Raw genomic sequence first — 18,156 nt, forward strand, 5'->3', positions numbered from 1 at the left:
CAGCTCTCGCAAGAGCGGGCTCGGCCGGCGACAAGGCCATAGCTTCAGATCTGGTTGATCTCGCGGTCCTTGGTTTCAGGCAGGAAGAAGGTGCCGAGGATGGCCGTCATTACCGCGATGACGATGGGGTACCACAGCCCGTAATAGATATCCCCGGTGGCCGCCACCATGGCAAACGCCACCGTCGGCAGGAAACCGCCGAACCAGCCATTGCCGATGTGGTAGGGCAGAGACATCGAGGTGTAGCGGATGCGGGTCGGGAACAGCTCGACCAGCCACGCGGCGATCGGGCCATACACCATGGTCACGTAGATCACCAGGATGGTCAGCAGCAACAGCACCATCGGGTAGTTGGTCTTGGCCGGGTCGGCTTTCTCCGGGTAGCCTGCATTTTTGAGTGCAGTGCCCAGGGTTACGGCGAAGGCATCGTTCTGGGCCTTGAAGTCGGCAGCCGGCATCCCGGTCCCCTCGAAGCTCTGCACCACGTTCTCGCCGATACGGATCTGCGCCACCGCGCCCGGTTCTGCTTTCTGGTTCTCGTAAGGGATGGCCCGCTTGGCCAGCACGCTCTTGGCCAAGTCGCAGGAACTGGTGAATTTGGCCTTGCCTACCGGGTCGAATTGGAACGAGCACTGGTTGGGATCGGCAATCACCGTGACCGGGTTCTTCTCCTGGGCGGTGAACACATCCGGATTACCGTACTGGGTCAGCGCATGGAAGATCGGAAAGTAGGTGAGAGCGGCGAGGACGCAGCCGGCCATGATGATGCCCTTGCGGCCGATACGGTCGGACAGGCTACCGAACAGGATGAAGAACGGCGTGCCGATCAACAGCGAGCCGGCTATCAGCAGGTTGGCGGTCTGTGGGTCGATCTTGAGCATCTGCAGCAGAAAGAACAGTGCGTAGAACTGGCCGGTATACCAGACCACCGCCTGGCCGGCAGTGCCGCCAAGCAGGGCCATGATGACTATCTTGAGGTTGTCCCAGCGGGCAAAGGACTCGGTCAACGGTGCCTTGGAGGCCTTGCCTTCGGCCTTCATCTTCTGGAACACCGGCGACTCGCTCAGTTGCAGGCGGATGTACACCGATACGATTAGCAGCAGGATCGACAGCAGGAACGGGATCCGCCAGCCCCAGGCCTCGAAGGCTTCGGTGCCGAGGATTGTCCGGCACGCCAGGATCACCAGCAGTGACAGAAACAGCCCCAGGGTCGCGGTGGTCTGAATCCACGAAGTGAAGTAGCCACGCTTGCCTTGTGGCGCATGCTCGGCCACATAAGTCGCCGCCCCGCCGTACTCGCCACCCAGCGCCAGGCCCTGCAGCAGCCGCAGGGTGATCAGGATGATCGGCGCCGCCACGCCAATGGTGGCGTAGCTGGGTAGCAGACCGACAATCGCGGTGGACACGCCCATGATCACAATGGTGATCAGGAAGGTGTACTTGCGCCCGATCATGTCGCCCAGGCGGCCGAACACTATGGCACCGAATGGGCGTACGGCAAAGCCCGCGGCAAAAGCCAACAGGGCAAAGATGAAAGAGGTGGTTTCGTTGACACCGGCGAAAAAGTGTTTGGCGATGATCGCGGCGAGGGAGCCGTAGAGGTAGAAGTCATACCACTCGAATACGGTCCCCAGGGAGGAGGCAAAAATGACCTTGCGCTCCTCCCGGGTGATCCCGCGTTTGGGTGCGCTGCCTGAGGTTGTGTTGTCGATTGCCGCCATTAGTGTTCTCCGTCTTGTTCTTGTAGGCCGGAGCACCTCATCGATATTGCCGCACCCAGGCCCTGGGGCTGATGTCTTGGACTACCGATTGCGCAAATATTGAACACATGCTGAAGCATAATCAGGTTTGCGTAGATATCCACTCGGGTGTGTCGACTGCTCACAGGCGGTAGATCGCGGGATTGCCCTGCGCTGGATTTGTCGATTTCCCTTCCACCCGTTCGACCAGATACATCCCTCCAGCCCGAGCACTCGATCATGACCACCCCACAATCGGGTTACGCCCCCGTAAACGGCTTGCACCTCTATTACGAGATCCACGGCGAGCACCAGGCTGACCAACCACCGTTGATACTGCTGCATGGCGGTGGCGACACCATCGAGACCTCCTTCGCCCAGCTCCTCCCGGCGCTGGCGGCCGAGCGCCAGGTCATCGCCTTTGAACAGCAGGGCTACGGCCATACCGCCGACATCGTTGAGCGGGCCTTCAGCTTCGTGCAGTCAGCTGATGATACGGCGGGACTGTTGGCCCATCTGGGTATCGGGCAGGCAGACCTGTTTGGCTTCAGCAATGGCGGCACCATTGCCGCCCTGGTGGCGATCAGGCACCCCCGGAGAGTGCGCAAGCTGATGCTGGCTTCGGCGTTGGTCAGCCGCGCTGGCGCCTACACCTGGCTATGGGAACTGATCGATTCCGCCAGCCTCCAGACCATGCCCGAGGCGTTGCAGCAGGCTTACCTGGCGGTGGCACCAGAGCCTGGGCACCTGCAACTGATGCACGACAAGGCGGTGCGACGGATGCGCGAGTTCCAGGACATTGCCCCAGAAGTGATTGGCGGTATCACCGCGCCGACCCTGATCGTGGTGGGAGATTCGGATGTGGTACGGCCAGAGCATGCGGTGGAGCTGTTCAGGCTGCTGCCGCAGGCGCAGTTGGTGGTGCTGCCAGGCACCGATCACCTGCAGGTGACAGCCCGGACCGAGTGGTTGGTGCCGATGATCGGGGCGTTTTTGCAGGAGTGGCCGACGAATCAGCCGGTAGTCCCGGCTGCCGACCAGACCGCTAGCTCATAGCCATCCGGATCGATGAAGTGAAAGCGTTGCCCGCCCGGGAACGCGAACGTCTCGCGGCTGATGGTGGCGCCGGCGGCCTTTAGCCTTAGCTGGGTCTGCTCCAGGTCATCGGCGTAGAGGATTACCAGCGGACCGCCCGGTCGCACGGGCTCGCCAGTGGTGAGCCCGCCGGAAAGTCGACCGTCGCTGAACTCGGTGTAAGTCGGGCCGTAGTCAACGAAACTCCAGCCGAACGCACTGCCGTAGAAGGCTTTGCTGCGGGCGATGTCGCTGACATTGAATTCGATATTGTCGATCTGACGGTCTTTTCCCTGTGCACTCATGGGTGCCTCCTTGCGCGTGATGTAGTAGCGGGGCTCGATCCGACGGTTATACCGCATCGCGGGGCAAGCCCGCGCCTACACAAGCTGCAGCCAGGGCCAGCGGGATTGGTAGCTCCTGGCCTTTTGCGCGAACAGGTCCGGTTGCGGGTTCCTGGGGTTGATCCGCAACCATCCGTGCGACACATCCTCCAGGCCATAAGGGGCATAGACTTCGCCTGTGTCCGGGTCCAGTGCAATGCAAGTCCCGGCAATCAGGTAGCGGTCAACTCCGTCCCTGGCCGACTGCAGCTGCGGATAAGACCGGCCAAAGCGCTCGCCATACCACAGGTGTACGCGTGCCTGATTGCGTACCTCGATGTTCACGCCCAAGTCCTGGAACAGAGGCCCGGCGCGCTGGATCACCTCATCCTCGGCTTCCCACGACAGGTCCGGGTCGAAGTAAAAGACGTCATAGTCCTTGATCCCCCAGCCGGCCGGCTGCTGTGCTTGCCGGTTCCACACTGCCTGGAACAGGCAGCCCGCGGTGAGCAGGCACTGGCTCAGACCCAGGGAGGGCAGGCGCGAGGTGACGGCAACGTTGACCGGGTTGGTCATCGCAATGCTGACCAGTTGTTCGGCAGTCAATGTCATGGGCATTCCTGTGCTGGGGAAGTTCTGGCGATCGACATTAGCGCAAAGTGCCGGGCAGGCGCAGGCATGATTTGCAATCAATACCCATTGGCATACTTCCCCAGCCCGATCTTGATCCCCACCAGCACAGGCGCCGCGACGGCAAACAGCAGGACAACCGCGACAAACGCCGTATCGAAGGCAATCACCATCGACTGTCCCGACACCACCCGCCCCAACAGATTAGTCGCCGCCCGACCTGCCGCCTCTGCATCCAGGCCCTTGCTGGCAAGCAAGGCCGTGGTGGTCGACAGTCGTTCGAACAGGGCCGGTGATCCTGGCATGAGGTGCGTCCCCAGTACCACGGCATTGTTGACCAGGTTGTGATCGATCAGGGTCTGCAATCCTGCAACGCCCATCAAACCTCCCAGCTGCCGCCCGGTATTGAACAGGCCGATGCCAGCGGCCAGGGTGCGGTTGCCGAGGTGACTGAAGGCAATCAAGGTGATCGACAGGAACAGGAAGCCCAGCCCCAGGCCGCGCAACAATAGGGCCGCCATCATGTCGTCACTGCCGCTTTCGCTGGTAGAACCCGACAACATCCACATCGCCAGCATGAGCATCAGGATGCCGAAGGGCACGGTGACAAATGGCGCGATTCGGCGCGCTTGAAACAGGTAGGCCGACACCAGCAGCCCGGCGCAAAACACCGCACCGCTGGGCAACAGCAACAGGCCGGCGTCTGTTGGGGTGAACCCGAGCACCGACAGGGCGAACGCCGGGATCAGGTACGCGCTGCCAAACAGGGCTGCACCGGCAACAAAGCTGACAATGAAGGCGAACGCAAAACCACTCGACTTGAACAGGGTGAAGTCCAGCAGACACTCGCCATCGGCCTGCAGTTGCTGGCCGACAAACGCCAGCAAGGCACTTGTCCCGAGCATTGTCAGCCACAGGATCCGCGGCGCTTCAAACCAGTCCCAGCGGCTGCCCTGGCTGAGTACGTAAGTAAAACAGAGCAGGCCGCAAGACATCAGGACAAACCCTGTCCAGTCAAAATGCCGGGCGCGGTGACGGCGGGGCACAGGCGCGTCAACGAACAGGAGTAGTCCCGCCGCCATCAAGGCAAGGGGCACTACACAGAAGAAGATCCAAACCCAGGATTGGCTGTCGAGTAACCACCCTTGCAGGGCTGGCGCGAGAGTAGCGGGGGCGACCACAGCGCCCATGGCAAACACGGCTTGAAGCACGGGCTGGTAGGCACGGGCATAGGTGCGAAAGAGGATGGCCTGCCCCCCGACCAGCACGGTTGCGCCGGCAAAGCCCTGCACCGCTCGCAGCAGCACCAGCAGCTCCAGTTGCGCGGTAAGGGCGGCGCCAGCGCACGCCAAGCCCATGATCAGGGTTGCGGCCAGGATTACGTGCCGCGGGTAGAAACACTTGAACCACCAGGGTGCCGTCATGAAACCGATCAACTTGAATGCGGTGTAAGCAATGTCCAGCCAGGCGAACTCATCGGGCGTTGCGTAGGTATCGCCGATGATGTCGCTGCGTCCCAAAGCCAGTACGGTGCTGGCGATTGCTTCAGTGAGCGCGGCGAGGACGATGCCCATCAGGAGCAGGGCAGCGGCTACCCGGCTCACGATCCACCCCCAAGGGCTACCTCGACCCGCGCCGACAGTCCCGGCACGATACGCCCCGGCAGCGGGTTGCTGGCCAGACTGATCTTGACCGGCACCCGCTGCACCACCCGGACAAAGTTGCCGGTGGCGTTGTCGGTAGGCAACAGGCTGAAGGCCGAGCCGCTACCCGGAGCAAAACTGTCGACCACCCCTTCAAGCACGTCATCAGGAAAGCCATCGACCGTGATGCGCACACGCAGGCCGGGCTGCAGCTGTTCAAGCTGGGTTTCCTTGAAATTGGCCACCACCCACACATCGTCCACCGGCACGATGTCGAGCAAGGCAACGCCGGTTGTCACGTAGCGGCCCACCCGTACCTGGCGGTTACCGACAATGCCGCCTACCGGTGCCCGCACCACGGTGCTGTCCAGGTCGATCCGGGCCAGGTCCAGTGCGGCTTGAGCCTGCATCACCGCAGCCACGGCGGCTTCGCGCTGGGCCACCAGTACGGCAATGGTCTGCTGCTGAGCGTCCACGGACGCGGAGGTCGCCGACACGCTGGCCACTGCCTTGGAGCGTGCTGCGCCCGTTTCGTCGACCAGGGCCTGGCTGACCGCGTGGCTGACGATCAGTTTGCGGCTGCGGTCGTGGGTCTTGTTGGCCAGGTTCATGTCGGCGGCGGCCGAGCGGTGCTGCGCCTGTGCCTGGCGAATAAGGGCATGCTGCAAGCGGGTCTGGGCGTCTATATGGCTCAAGCGTGCCTGGGCTGCGCTGACATTGGCCGCGGCCTGTGCCAGGTGCGCACGGTAGTCCTTGTCATCGATACGAAACAGCACCTCGCCGGCCCGCACCGCCTGGTTGTCCCTGACCTCGACCGTTGTGACATAACCGGCCACCTTGGCGGCAAGCGAGGTGACGTCGCCGCGCACATAGGCGTTGTCGGTCGAGATGCTGGCGCCGCCGAATGCCATCACCCAACCGCCCACCATCACTGCCAGGGCACTGGCGCACAACAACAGGCCGACGGCCTTGCGCTTGCCCGGGCGTGGCGGGTCAGGCACCTGGGCGTGTGGGGCGCTGTCGACACTGGTTTGCGGGGCGTTCATGTTGGTGTGTCCTGTGCAGGGCCAGCGCCCTCGGCAACGCTGGGCTGCCGAGGGTCGGGCAGTGAGTGGGGGTCAGGGCTTGACCGGCTTGACCAGCTCCTTCTCGCTGCTGTCGAGCACGAATACCGCCAGCAGGCGGGCAGGCTCGGTGGTGCTGGCGTTGGCGCTGACGGCATGGAAGGCGCCGGGTTCTTCGACGAAGTTTTCGCCGGCCTCATAGACCTTTTCTGGCGCGTCACCGACCTTGCTGCGCACCGCGCCCTCAAGCACCGTGGCATAGATGAAGGCCGACTTCGGATGCAGATGGGCCGGGGAGGCGCCACCAGGGGCGTATTCCACCAGCACACCCTTCATGCTCTTGCCCGGTACATTGGGCAGGGCGCGGTCGAACACCACCGTGACCTTGCCCGGCTGCGGTTCGGCGGCCCAGGCCGTGCTGAGGGTCAAGGTCGCAAAGACGGCGGCCAGTACAGTTCGGCTAAACATGGCAGTGCTCCTGTTCAAGTAGATGAGGGAAGGCTCAGCGCCCGGCCTGGGCTGCGAGCCAGTCCTCGAAACGGATGGCACCCAGGCGCGGATTGCGGCTGCCCGGGGTCAGCGATTGATCGTCGAGCTCGGATCCGAAGTAGCGGGCGTGTACATCAGCGACCACCTTGCGGGTGTCCTGGGTGGCGTGGAAAAAGCGTCGCACCAGCTCGTCCATTGGCATGGCCTCGGGCCCGGCGACTTCTGCCGTGCCGTTGAGTGGTGTGGCCAGGGTGACATCGGCCAGCGCCGCGACAACATCGTCCGATGCCAGCGGCTGGATCAGCGCGGGCGACAGGTGGACCTCTTCGCCCACCGTGGCTGACTGGGCGATGCCGCCGACAAACTCGAAGAACTGCGTGGCCCGCAGGATGCTGTACGGCATGCCGGAGGCCTTGATGAGGTTTTCCTGGGCAACCTTGGCGCGAAAGTAGCCGTTCTCGGGTTGCCGTTCGCAGCTGACAATCGACAGCGCCACGTGATGGCGTACACCCGCAGCGGCTTCGGCTGCCAACAGGTTGCGGGTCGAGGTCTGGAAAAACTCCAGCACCGCCTGGTCGTCCCAGGCAGGGGCGTTGGCGACGTCGACGACAATGTCGGCGCCATCCATGGCCTCGGCCAGTCCTTCACGGGTGATGCTGTTCACGCCGGTATTGGGGGAGGCGGCGAGCGCCTCATGGCCGCGCTGACGAAGGGTGTTCACAAGTTTTGAGCCGATGAGGCCGGTGCCTCCGATAACGACGATCTTCATGGTGTTTCTCCGCTTGCCGACGGCAACCGTTGCTGTCGATGTACAGAGCGTGCGCCGGTAGAGGAGGGAAGTCCTTGTGCCCGCCTTGGGTTTGCCTTCGAGTGTGCTTGGATTTCTGTCCAATTTCGCCGGCCGTCTTGCGTGACGGTGCAGCGACCGGCAGGCTGCCGTATGATCGAAAGCAGCCACCAGCCCGCTCGGACACGGAGTCGAGAGCACTCGACCAAAGGATCCGTACTTTGCAATTCGTGTTTGAAGACTACGTGCTCGACCAGCAGCGCCGGGAGCTGACCCTGCGCGGTCAGGTCGTGGCCGTCGGGCCACAGGTGTTCGACCTGCTGCTGCAGCTGGTCAGTAACGGCGAGCGAGTGATGAGCAAGGATGAGTTGCTCAAGGCGGTGTGGGGCGAGCGGATCGTCTCCGAATCAACCATCACCAGCCACATCAATGCAGTGCGCAAGGCCATCGGCGATACCGGCGAGGAACAACGCCTGGTGCGCACGGTGGCGCGCAAGGGCTACCGCTTTGTCGGCCAGATCAAGCGCGAGGAAGGTGAGCCAGTGAGCCTTGAGCCCACTGCACCGGCCGTGGCACTGGCGCTGCCCGACAAACCGTCCATTACCGTGCTGCCGTTTCATAACCTCAGCGGCGATGCGCAGCAGGACTATTTCGCCGATGGCGTGGTGGAAGACATCATCGCCGCCCTGTCGCGGCTGCGCTGGCTGTTCGTCATTGCTCGCAATACCAGCTTTACCTACAAGGGCCGAGCGGTGGATGCACATGCCGTCGGCCAGGAGCTGGGCGTGCGCTACGTACTCGAAGGCAGCGTGCGCAAAGCCGGCAACAAGGTGCGCATCACTGGCCAACTGATTGATGCAAGCACCGGTACTCACCTGTGGGCCGAGCGTTTCGAAGGCCTGCTCGATGACATCTTCGAGTTGCAGGACCAGGTCACCGAAAATGTGGTGGGTGCCATTGCCCCGCAGCTTGAGCGGGCGGAGATCGAACGGGCCAAGCGCAAGCCCACCGACAGCCTGGACGCCTATGACTACTATCTGCAAGGCGTTGCCAAACTGCACAACGGCACGCGCGAGGCCATTGACCAGGCATTGCTGCTGTTCTACAAAGCCGTCGAACTGGACCCTGAATACGCCTCGGCCTACGGCATGGCCGCCTGGTGCCACTTCTGGCGAAAATTGAATGGCTGGATGGACAACCGAGCGGTGGAAATTGCCGAAGGAGCACGCCTGGCGCGCCTGGCCGTGACCCTTGGCCGCGACGATGCGGTAGCCTTGACGCGCGGCGGTCATGCACTGGCCCACCTGGCCGGTGATGTCGATGGCGGCATTGCCTTGCTGGACCGAGCCCGGCTGCTCAATCCCAACCTGGCGCCGGCCTGGTACCTGGGCGGGATATTACGTGCATTCCGGGGTGAAACCGATGCCGCCATCGCCGACCTCACCCATGCGGTACGCTTGAGCCCGCTGGACCCGGAAATGTTCAGAATGCAGATCGGCATGGCGCTGGCGCAGTTCTTCGCCGGGCACTTCGATGCCGCCGGCAGTTGGGCGGAAAAGGCCCTGGGCAACCTGCCCAACCTCTTGGCACCGGTTGCCCTGGTGGCCGCCAGCTATGCGCTCAGCGGGCGGATGGACAAGGCGCAGCAGGCCGCCGGGCGCCTGCAGCAGCTGGATCCCACGCTGCGCGTGTCGACGTTGAGGGAGTGGCTGCCGATCCAGCGCCCAGAAGACCTTGCACGGTTTGCCGAAGGGCTTCGGCTGGCGGGGTTGCCGGAGTAGGGCGAGGAATATCCATCGCCGCACTCAGCCTGTATGCCGAGTTTGCGTTTGATCTGTATCTACCCGACTGGATAGCCCCGGCCTAGCATCAAACGCTCCCCCCAGGTGCTGGCCATGAGCGTTTCCGGATTGACCCCCCGTCGGCTGGTGCCGACCGACCTTGAGATGATCTGCGCGCATCGCGAAGCAATGTTCCTCGAAGCGAGCGGTGACCCTGCACAATTGCGCCTGATGACCGAACACTTCCGGGCCTGGCTTGAACCACGCCTGGCCGATGGCCGCTACTACGGCTTTGCCTTCTTGGACGCCGATCAACCCGTGGCGGCGATTGGCCTGATGTCCCTCGACTGGCCACCTCATCCCTTCCACCCGACCCAAGGTGAGCGTGGCTATGTGCTCAACGTGTTTATCGAACCTGCTTACCGACGCCGGGGCCTGGCCACCGCACTGATGCAACTGGCGCAGGCAGAATTTACCCAGCGAGGTATCAACTTCGCCGTACTGCATGCGACCGAGGCGGGCAGGCCGGTGTATGAAGGGCTGGGGTGGAAGCCGACGGCGGAAATGGCCAAGGCATTGAACCTGTAGGAGCGGGCTTGCCCCGCGAGCGGCCAAAACATCCCGCGAATCTGCAGTTGCCTGGAACACGGCCGCTGCGCGGCCGATCGCGGGCAAGTCCCGCTCCCACAGGATTCGTATGTACCGCAAGTGTGGTGTATCTCAGGGCGACGCCGAACCTGTGGGCGCTGGCTTGCCAACGACAGGGCCGATGCAGCTTTCCGATCAAGAGGCTGTTTGAGACCTTGCCATGAACCATGGATTCTCCCACAGAGCCTGTGCCAGGCAGTTGCTCCTGCAGCCGTTTGTCGATGATCAGCGGGCGTTGTCGATTCCCTTGTCAGCCGATCGACTACTTCGCAGACACCCCCAATGCAGGAGTAATCACCATGGCTTACGTCGAAGGTTTTGTCATTGCAGTGCCCACCGCCAACCGCGAGCAATTCAAGCAGCACGCCGAAAAAGCAGCCGTCGTGTTCAAGGAAGCCGGTGCCCTGAAGGTCATCGAATGCTGGGGCGACGATGTGCCGGACGGCAAGGTCACCTCGTTCCCGATGGCGGTGAAATGCAGGCCGGATGAAACGGTGGTGTTTTCCTGGATTCTCTGGCCTTCCCGCGAGAAGCGGGATGCCGGGTTCAAGCAGGTGATGGACGATGCGCGGCTGCAACCGGACAAGAACCCCATGCCATTCGATGGGCAGCGGATGATTTTTGGTGGGTTCGAGGTCCTGGTGGATGTTTGAGCCCCATCGCGGGGCAAGTTCTACCTTGCCCCGCAATCACGGTCACACCCGGAACCGCCCCACCAATCCGGTCAATTCCTCAGCCAGTCGCGACAATCCCTGGCTGGCCTCCCGCGTCTGTTGCGCGCCCAACGCCGAGCGGCTCGACAGCTCACGGATGTTCAACAGGTTGCGGTCCACCTCCCTCGCCACCTGCGCCTGCTCTTGCGCCGCGCTGGCAATCACCAGGTTGCGCTCGTTGATTTCGCCAATGGCGCTATAGATGCCTTCCAGCACGTGGCCTGAAGCCTGGGTAATGCCCAGTGTCGATTGAGCACGCTGGGTACTGGCCTGCATCGATGCCACCGCTGCTTCGGTACCTTGCTTGACCCCGGCGATCATCTGCTCGATTTCCTGGGTCGATTGCTGGGTGCGGTAGGCGAGGGTCCGTACTTCGTCGGCCACCACGGCAAAGCCTCGCCCGGCCTCACCGGCGCGGGCGGCCTCAATGGCGGCGTTGAGGGCCAGCAGGTTGGTTTGTTCCGACACCGCGCGGATCACTTCCAGTACCTGGCCGATGTCACGAATCTGCCCGGCCAGTTGTTGCAGGCGCTCACTGCTGATCTGCACTTCGCCGGCCATCGCACGGGTGCCGTCGAGGTTTTCGCCGACCTGCTGGCGGCTCTGTTCGGCAAGCTGGTTCGAGGCGTTGGCTGCCTGCGAAGTGGACACCGCATTGCGCGCTACTTCCTCCACGGCAGTGGTCATTTCGGTAACGGCGGTGGCGGCCTGTTCCAGCTCCTGGTCCTGCTGGCGCAGGCTGTGGGTACTCTGTTCAGTGATGTTGTCCAGCACCTGCGCGGCCTGCGCCACTTGCGCCGCATAGGCGGTGAACTGGGCCAGGGTGGCGCGCTGGCTTTTTTGCATGTGGGCAAGGTTGGCGAACAGCTGGCCGATTTCATCGCGGGTTGTGACCTGCACGGTCACGCTCAAGTCATCCTGGGCGAAACGCTGGAAATGCCCGCTGGCGTCGAGCAGCGGACGCAACACACGGCGGGCGACAAAAGCCCAGCACAGTGCAGCCAGAAACAGCGTGAGCACCACCAGGGCCACGCTCAGAACCTTGGCGGCCTGCAGGCGGCGGTCGGACTCAAGCATGATCTGCTGGCTGCGCTCGCTCAGGGCCGCCACCAGTTGCTGACGCAAGGCCTGCAGGCGGGCCATGGCATTGCCGGCGTTGGTGTTGACGCTGAAGTAGCGCTGCAGGTCGTTCATGCGCATCGCTTCGCGCTGGCCGGCCACTGCCTGGGCGTATTCATCGAAGGTACGTTGAAGGTCAAGGGCCAGGGCGCTAAACGCAGGCTCCTGGGCAGTGGCGACCAGCTCGGCAAACAGCCCACGGCTGTTGGCGATCAACTGTTCGGACATTGCCATGCGCTTGTTGGCGCTCTCAGTGTGGCCACCGCTCTGCTCGATAAAGCCCGAAGACACGTTGGCACTGGCGCGGATCGCCATCAGCAGCGCGTTGTTCAGCCGGTCCGCCTGGTGCGCGGTCTGGTCCAGTTCGGTGATCTGCTGGTCGCTGCCCACTGCCGCGCGCCAGGCGCTGAGGGTCGAGAACAGCAAGGTGAGGGTGAACAGCGCCAGCACCCAGAACATGCCAGTGCGGATTTTCAAGTCGGCGAACATGCAGGCAGTACTCCTTTGTAGTTGTTATCAGCGCCACCCGGTGCCGGGCAGTCGGCGCTGTGTGGTCTGCTATCGGAGCTGCTGCTGGCAAACTTGAGGGCTGAAAGACGCTTGTGTTCGATTACCGCACGGTGACTGCTTCAGCGTCCCTCGTGCTGTCGCCGGTAGGCACCTGGCTGCACGCCGACGGCCTTGCTGAAGGCGCGGGTGAAGGCGGCGATGGACTGGTAGCCGACGGCGGCGCACACCTGCTCGACGGTATTGTGGGCCTTGAGCAATTGGCAGGCATGACGCATGCGCAGGGCCAGCAGCACTTGCCCCGGGGACTCTCCGGCCAGTTCGGTGAAGCGCTTGAAGAAGGCCGAACGTGAAAGCCCCGTGCAAGCCGCCATGCTTTCCAGTGGCCAGGGGTGCTCGGGGTGGGCGATCAGTTGTTCGACCAGAGGCGCGAATTGCGGGTGACGGGCCAGGGCCACCAGACCATTCATGCCAGCGTCGCCTTGCACGTGCTGGCGCAGCACGTAGAGAAACAACAGGTGGCTCAAGCGCTCAAGCAACGCCGAGGAGGGCGACGGCTGGCGCTGGCACTCGGCAAGGATCAACTCGAAAAGGGCGGTGGCGGCGCTCAGGGCAGGGTCGCCGGCGCGCAGGATGATCCAGTCGGCCAGGCCCTCGATAATCAGCGACGACAGCCCCGGGTGAAAATGAAAGAACCCGCACACCAGGCCCACGCCGTCGTTGGCGCCGGTGTCCAGGGGCAGCATGGCCATGCGCGGTTGCTCACGGGCACGTTCGCCGTCAGCCGTACCCGACAACCGATAAGGCAGGTCGCGCAGCAGGAACACCGCATCACCGGCTTCAAGGGCAATGGCCTCGGGTTGGTCGTCGATGTGCAGCCAGCAATGGCCCTGCACGATCAAATGAAAACTGGCCCGCGCCAGGCCCTGGGTGCTGGCGTGCCAGCCCCCGCAGTAACGCCCTACATGGAACAGCGTGGCGTCTAGCTCAAGGCTTTCTAATAACCAATCGACAAGTGGGCTGGATGAAATCATCTAATGGAAAGACTCAGAAGCAAGTAATAGCGACTCTAGAATATGGAAGGTATTTCTTATAACCAACAGACTGGTAGCACACCCTAGTATGCAGGAGTCCACTCCATGTCGCGCGTCACTCTACACACACTGCAAACCGCCCCGGAAGCTGCCCGTCCTTTCCTGGAAAGCGCCCACAAAAACTCGGGTTTCATCCCCAACCTACTGGGCGTGCTGGCCAACGCCCCGGCCGCACTGGAAACCTACGTCACCGTCTCGGCCCTCAATGGCAAGGCCGAGCTGAGCCTGGCCGAGCGTGAAGTGGTGCAACTGATCGCTGCCACCAACCACGGCTGCGACTTCTGCGTGGCCGGCCACACTGCCGTTGCCCTGAACAAGGCCAAGTTGCCGCAAGACGTGGTCGACGCCCTGCGTGCTCGCGGCGAGCTGCCACAGGAAAAGCTCGAAGCCCTGGCGGCGTTCACCCGTGAGGTGATCGCTACCCGTGGCGATGTCAGCGATGTGGGTTACACCGCCTTCCGCGAAGCCGGCTACAGCGAAGGTCATGCACTTGAAGTGATTTTGGGCGTGAGCCTCGCGACGTTGTGCAACTTTGCTAATGTGTTCGCCCAAACCCCGCTCAATGACGAGCTGAGCAAGTACCGCTGGCAGCCTTCGGTATAACGAATCGATGGCGCCAGTGTTTACTGGCGCATTTTTAAAGGAGTAAACCCATGCTCGATCCCGCATTCGCTCGGTGGCTCGATGCCCAGGCCGAAGCGCTCGACCAGGGTCAGTGCGACCCGCAGGCCGTGCTGGGTCAACTGGCGTCGGCCCAGGTGTTGCGCGCTGGCATCGACCCGACCCTGGGCGGCAGCGGTGGCACGGTTGCCGATGCTATCGAAGCCGTGGCCCAGGTAGCCAGCCACTCGCTGGCGGCGGCCTTTGTGTTCTGGGGCCAGCGCGCCTTTATCGAATACCTGCTGCAAAGCCCCAATGTAGGCTTGCGCGAACGCTTGTTGCCGTCCTTGCTCAGCGGTGAGCTGGCCGGGGCCACGGGCCTGTCCAACGCAATGAAATTCCTTTCCGGCATCGAGGCGCTGCAAGTCAAGGCCAGCCCCCAGGCTGCCGGCTGGACCCTGGACGGTCGTCTGTACTGGGTGACCAACCTGCGCAAGGGCGGCTTTGTGGTGGCAGCCGCCATCGACGAGGAGGGCGCATCACCCTTTGTGCTGGCCATCCCCGACAACGCGGCGGGCCTGACGCGCTCCGACGATCTTCAACTGATGGGGCTGCAGTCCAGCAATACGGCAGCGCTCGGTTTCGACCAGGTGGCTGTCAGCCGTGACTGGTTGCTGCACGAGAACGCCAAGCAATTCCTGCCGGCAGTGCGTCCGGCGTTCCTTGGCTTGCAGTGCGGCATGGCGATCGGGTTGTCGCGGCGCTCCTTGAGTGAAGTCGAGGCGCACTTGCAAGGCGCGCGTTCGTTCCTGGCCGAAACCTTGAACGTGCTGAACGAGCGTCTGGAAAACACCGTTCGCGAGCTCAAGCAAGGTGTGCTCGATGGCCGTTTCCTGGCGCAGCCGGCGGCCTTGTTCAAGCTGCGCATCCTGTTGGCCGAAACTGCGGCCGACGCTGTGCAACTGGAACTGCAGGCCAGCGGCGGAAAGGCTTACCTCACTGCCTTCGGAGCAGGCTTTGCCCGGCGCTGGCGTGAGTCGGCGTTTGTGCCGATTGTCACCCCGAGCCTGGTACAGCTGCGTGCCGAACTGCAGCGCCAGGCGTCGGCAGCATGACCCAGGTGTTACTCGAAGCGCGCGGAGTCAGCCTCGGCTACCCGCGAGACCAAGGCTGGCAGAGCGTGCTGGAAGATTTTGACCTGCAGTTGGCGCCGGGGGAGGTGATTACCATCCTCGGCCCCAGCGGAGTCGGCAAATCGAGCCTGCTGCGGGTGCTGGCCGGGTTGCAGCAGGCGCGCGCGGGTAGCGTCAGCCTGCTCGGTGAGCCACTGCAGGGCCCACACCCACGGCTGGCGGTGGCCTTCCAGGACCCGAGCCTGTTGCCCTGGCTCAGCCTTGAGAAGAACGTCGCCTTCGGCCTGGACTTTGCCCGTCAGCCCAGAATTGCCGCCAGCGAGCGCCGTGCCCGGATCGATCACGCCATCGAGGCGGTCGGCCTGCAGCCTGCACGCGATCAGTACCCGGCACAGCTCTCCGGTGGCATGGCCCAGCGCACCGCGCTGGCCCGCTGCCTGGCGCGCCAGCCCCAGGTGCTGCTGCTCGATGAGCCGTTCGGTGCCCTGGATGAAGTGACCCGCGCCGACATGCAGCAACTGCTGTTGCAATTGATCGCCCAGCACAACACGGCGGCGATCCTGATTACCCACGATATCGACGAAGCCCTGCTGTTGTCTGACCGGGTATTGCTACTGGGCAACCACCCGGCGCGCACCCTGGGCCAATGGCACATCGACCTGCCGCAGCCACGCGAGCAGCGGGTCGAGGAGTTGGGCGCGCTACGTATCGACATTCTCAAAACCCTTCGGCGGGCCAGCCGCACCGAACCCACACCTGAACCTTTGCCGCTGCCGTCGGAGACTGCCCATGTGCCTGGACGACTTCACCCACACTCGTCGTGATTTCATCAAACTCAGCGCCTTGCTGACCGCCGGTGGCGCCATGCCGCTGCTTAGCAGCCTGCAGGCGCGAGCCGCAAGCGATCCCGATGCGCCGGTGCGTATCGGCTACTTGCCGATTACCGACGCCACGCCGTTGCTGGTGGCGCACAACAATGGCCTGTTCGAAGCCGAAGGCATCAAGGCCGAGCGTCCGGTGCTGCTGCGAAGCTGGGCCCAGGTGATCGAGGCGTTCATTTCCGGCCAGGTCAACGTCATTCACCTGCTCTCGCCCATGACGGTGTGGGCGCGCTATGGCAGCAAGGTGCCGGCCAAGGTGGTGGCCTGGAACCATGTGGGCGGCTCGGGCCTGACCGTGGCGCCGGGCATTGCCGAGGTCAAGCAGCTGGGCGGGCAGACCGTGGCGATTCCGTTCTGGTACTCGATCCACAACGTGGTGGTGCAGCAGTTGTTCCGCGACCATGGCCTGCAGCCGGTGTCCAAGCCTGCGACGGCGCAGATTGCGGCCAATGAAGTGAACCTGCTGGTACTGCCACCGTCCGACATGCCGCCCGCATTGGCCAGCAAGCGCATTGCCGGCTACATCGTCGCAGAGCCTTTCAATGCATTGGCAGAAGACTTGAAGGTGGGCCGGGTACAGCGCTTTACCGGGGACATCTGGCGCAACCATGCCTGTTGCGTGGTGTTCATGCACGAACATGACTTGAACAATCGCCCGCAGTGGTCGCAAAAGGTGGTCAACGCCATCGTCAAGGCCCAGCTATGGACCCGCGATCACCGCGCCGAGGCGGCGGCGTTGCTGTCCAAGGCCGGCCCCAATCGCTACACCCCGCATACACCGCAGGTGCTCAGCAACGTACTGGCGCCGTCTGCCGATGACCGTGCGGCCTATATCGCCAGCGGTGCAATTCAGCATGCGCAGTGGGACGAGAAGCGCATCGACTTCCAGCCTTACCCGTTCCCCAGCTACACCGAGGAACTGGTGCGCCGTCTGCAGAACACCCTGATCGAGGGCGACAAGGGCTTTCTGGCTGGGCTGGACCCGCAGCAGACTGCCCGCGACCTGGTCGATGACCGTTTTGTGCGCAACAGCATCGAGGCGGTTGGCGGGCTCAAGGCGTTCGGCTTGCCGGACAGTTTCGAGCGCAGCGAGGAGTTTGCGATCTGATGGGCAAGCACGCAGTTCATGGCGCCCTGGGCGCCGCCGGCTTGCTCGGCTTGTTGCTGGTGTGGTGGCTGGGTGTGCAGCTGTTCGGTGAGGCCGATGGCCTGTCGGCGCGCTTCTCGCCGCAGGCCACCCTGAGCAGCCTGATCGAGCTGCTGGGCCAGCATGAGGTGTACGAACATGCGTGGGTGAGCCTCAAGCGCATCCTCATCGGCTTGTGGCTGGCGTTGTTGATCGGTGTGCCGTTGGGGTTGCTGGTGGGGAGCTACCGCCATCTGGAAGCGGCGACCACACCAGCGTTCCAGTTCTTGCGCATGATCTCGCCGCTGTCATGGATGCCAGTAGTGGTCATGCTGATGGGCGTGGGTGACCAGCCGATCTACTTCCTGCTGGCCTTTGCGGCGCTCTGGCCGATTCTGCTCAATACCGCAGCCGGGGTGCGCCAGCTTGACCCGCGCTGGTTGCAGCTGAGCCGCAGTTTGAGTGCGACGCGTTGGGAGACCTTGTGCAAGGTGATCATTCCGGGGGTACTGGGGCATGTGCTGACCGGTGTGCGCCTGGCGATCGGCATCTTGTGGATTGTACTGGTGCCGTGCGAAATGCTCGGGGTCAGTGCCGGGCTGGGCTACTTCATCCTCGATACCCGTGACCGCCTGGCCTACTCGGAATTGATGGCCATGGTGCTGTTGATTGGGGCGCTGGGGTACATGCTCGATGCGCTGGCGCGGGGGCTGCATCGGCGCTGGGTGCATGCCTGAATGTGCGCCTCGATGAACCTGGCCGACGGCAGCGGCGAAGGGAATGGCATATAGCCGCTGCCGAGGTA

Annotated in this window: 18 protein-coding genes; 9 read left to right on the forward strand and 9 right to left on the reverse strand. The window is 63.2% G+C overall.

Features of this window, described 5'->3' with window-relative positions; all coding sequences use genetic code 11:
- Positions 1–44 precede the first annotated feature (44 nt).
- Entirely contained in the window at positions 45–1,721 is a 1,677-nt protein-coding gene (locus tag H621_RS0103425) for an MFS transporter (RefSeq protein ID WP_028942011.1), read from the reverse strand.
- A gap of 258 nt (positions 1,722–1,979) precedes the next feature.
- On the opposite strand from H621_RS0103425, the gene H621_RS26895 reads away from it, so the two are divergent.
- Positions 1,980–2,795 (forward strand): alpha/beta fold hydrolase, encoded by an 816-nt coding sequence (locus H621_RS26895; protein ID WP_051270408.1) that lies wholly within the window; start codon positions 1,980–1,982, stop codon positions 2,793–2,795.
- On the opposite strand, the gene H621_RS0103435 is transcribed toward H621_RS26895, so the two are convergent.
- The 6 genes from H621_RS0103435 to H621_RS0103460 form a co-directional block, all read right to left on the reverse strand.
- Complete coding sequence (locus H621_RS0103435) at positions 2,753–3,118, reverse strand: VOC family protein (protein WP_028942012.1); 366 nt, start codon at positions 3,116–3,118, stop codon at positions 2,753–2,755. The genes H621_RS26895 and H621_RS0103435 overlap by 43 nt on opposite strands.
- Positions 3,119–3,193: 75 nt before the next feature.
- Positions 3,194–3,748, reverse strand: coding sequence for a nucleotidyltransferase family protein (locus H621_RS0103440; protein WP_028942013.1), 555 nt, complete (start codon positions 3,746–3,748; stop codon positions 3,194–3,196).
- Between the two features lie 77 nt (positions 3,749–3,825).
- Entirely contained in the window at positions 3,826–5,340 is a 1,515-nt protein-coding gene (locus tag H621_RS0103445) for an MFS transporter (RefSeq protein ID WP_084167925.1), read from the reverse strand.
- Positions 5,341–5,366: 26 nt separating this feature from the next.
- The gene (locus tag H621_RS0103450; protein ID WP_028942015.1) at positions 5,367–6,455 is read right to left on the reverse strand and encodes an HlyD family secretion protein; all 1,089 of its coding nucleotides are present in this window, start codon (positions 6,453–6,455) and stop codon (positions 5,367–5,369) included.
- A gap of 72 nt (positions 6,456–6,527) precedes the next feature.
- Positions 6,528–6,941 (reverse strand): cupin domain-containing protein, encoded by a 414-nt coding sequence (locus H621_RS0103455; RefSeq protein WP_028942016.1) that lies wholly within the window; start codon positions 6,939–6,941, stop codon positions 6,528–6,530.
- A gap of 34 nt (positions 6,942–6,975) precedes the next feature.
- On the reverse strand, positions 6,976–7,731 hold the full coding sequence (locus H621_RS0103460; RefSeq protein WP_028942017.1) for an SDR family oxidoreductase: 756 nt from the start codon (positions 7,729–7,731) through the stop codon (positions 6,976–6,978).
- 239 nt (positions 7,732–7,970) lie between these two features.
- On the opposite strand from H621_RS0103460, the gene H621_RS0103465 reads away from it, so the two are divergent.
- From H621_RS0103465 to H621_RS0103475, 3 genes are all read left to right on the forward strand, one after another.
- On the forward strand, positions 7,971–9,530 hold the full coding sequence (locus H621_RS0103465) for a winged helix-turn-helix domain-containing protein (RefSeq protein ID WP_028942018.1): 1,560 nt from the start codon (positions 7,971–7,973) through the stop codon (positions 9,528–9,530).
- A 114-nt stretch (positions 9,531–9,644) separates the two neighbouring features.
- Entirely contained in the window at positions 9,645–10,118 is a 474-nt protein-coding gene (locus tag H621_RS0103470; protein ID WP_036989335.1) for a GNAT family N-acetyltransferase, read from the forward strand.
- A gap of 359 nt (positions 10,119–10,477) precedes the next feature.
- Positions 10,478–10,831 (forward strand): DUF1428 domain-containing protein, encoded by a 354-nt coding sequence (locus tag H621_RS0103475; protein WP_028942020.1) that lies wholly within the window; start codon positions 10,478–10,480, stop codon positions 10,829–10,831.
- A gap of 42 nt (positions 10,832–10,873) precedes the next feature.
- Here the strand turns inward: H621_RS0103475 and H621_RS0103480 are convergent, their stop codons facing one another.
- Positions 10,874–12,499, reverse strand: a complete 1,626-nt coding sequence (locus H621_RS0103480) for a methyl-accepting chemotaxis protein (protein WP_028942021.1) — start codon at positions 12,497–12,499, stop codon at positions 10,874–10,876.
- A gap of 140 nt (positions 12,500–12,639) precedes the next feature.
- Positions 12,640–13,551 carry an AraC family transcriptional regulator gene (locus tag H621_RS0103485; protein ID WP_028942022.1) on the reverse strand — a complete coding sequence of 304 codons (912 nt, stop codon included), beginning with the start codon at positions 13,549–13,551 and terminating at the stop codon, positions 12,640–12,642.
- A gap of 105 nt (positions 13,552–13,656) precedes the next feature.
- Here H621_RS0103485 and H621_RS0103490 point away from each other — a divergent pair, with 105 nt between their 5' ends.
- The 5 genes from H621_RS0103490 to H621_RS0103510 are packed head-to-tail and all read left to right on the forward strand — an operon-like array spanning position 13,657 to position 18,088.
- Positions 13,657–14,214, forward strand: coding sequence for a carboxymuconolactone decarboxylase family protein (locus H621_RS0103490; protein ID WP_028942023.1), 558 nt, complete (start codon positions 13,657–13,659; stop codon positions 14,212–14,214).
- A gap of 50 nt (positions 14,215–14,264) precedes the next feature.
- Positions 14,265–15,326, forward strand: a complete 1,062-nt coding sequence (locus tag H621_RS0103495; RefSeq protein WP_028942024.1) for an acyl-CoA dehydrogenase family protein — start codon at positions 14,265–14,267, stop codon at positions 15,324–15,326.
- The gene (locus H621_RS0103500; RefSeq protein ID WP_028942025.1) at positions 15,323–16,168 is read left to right on the forward strand and encodes an ABC transporter ATP-binding protein; all 846 of its coding nucleotides are present in this window, start codon (positions 15,323–15,325) and stop codon (positions 16,166–16,168) included. The genes H621_RS0103495 and H621_RS0103500 overlap by 4 nt, the downstream gene beginning before the upstream one ends.
- Positions 16,134–17,333 carry an ABC transporter substrate-binding protein gene (locus H621_RS0103505; RefSeq protein WP_028942026.1) on the forward strand — a complete coding sequence of 400 codons (1,200 nt, stop codon included), beginning with the start codon at positions 16,134–16,136 and terminating at the stop codon, positions 17,331–17,333. Before H621_RS0103500 ends, H621_RS0103505 begins: the two co-directional genes overlap by 35 nt.
- Positions 17,333–18,088 carry an ABC transporter permease gene (locus H621_RS0103510; RefSeq protein WP_028942027.1) on the forward strand — a complete coding sequence of 252 codons (756 nt, stop codon included), beginning with the start codon at positions 17,333–17,335 and terminating at the stop codon, positions 18,086–18,088. The genes H621_RS0103505 and H621_RS0103510 overlap by 1 nt, the downstream gene beginning before the upstream one ends.
- Positions 18,089–18,156: the final 68 nt, after the last annotated feature.

This window comes from Pseudomonas vranovensis DSM 16006 (genome assembly GCF_000425805.1).
Taxonomy (GTDB): Bacteria; Pseudomonadota; Gammaproteobacteria; order Pseudomonadales; family Pseudomonadaceae; genus Aquipseudomonas; species Aquipseudomonas vranovensis.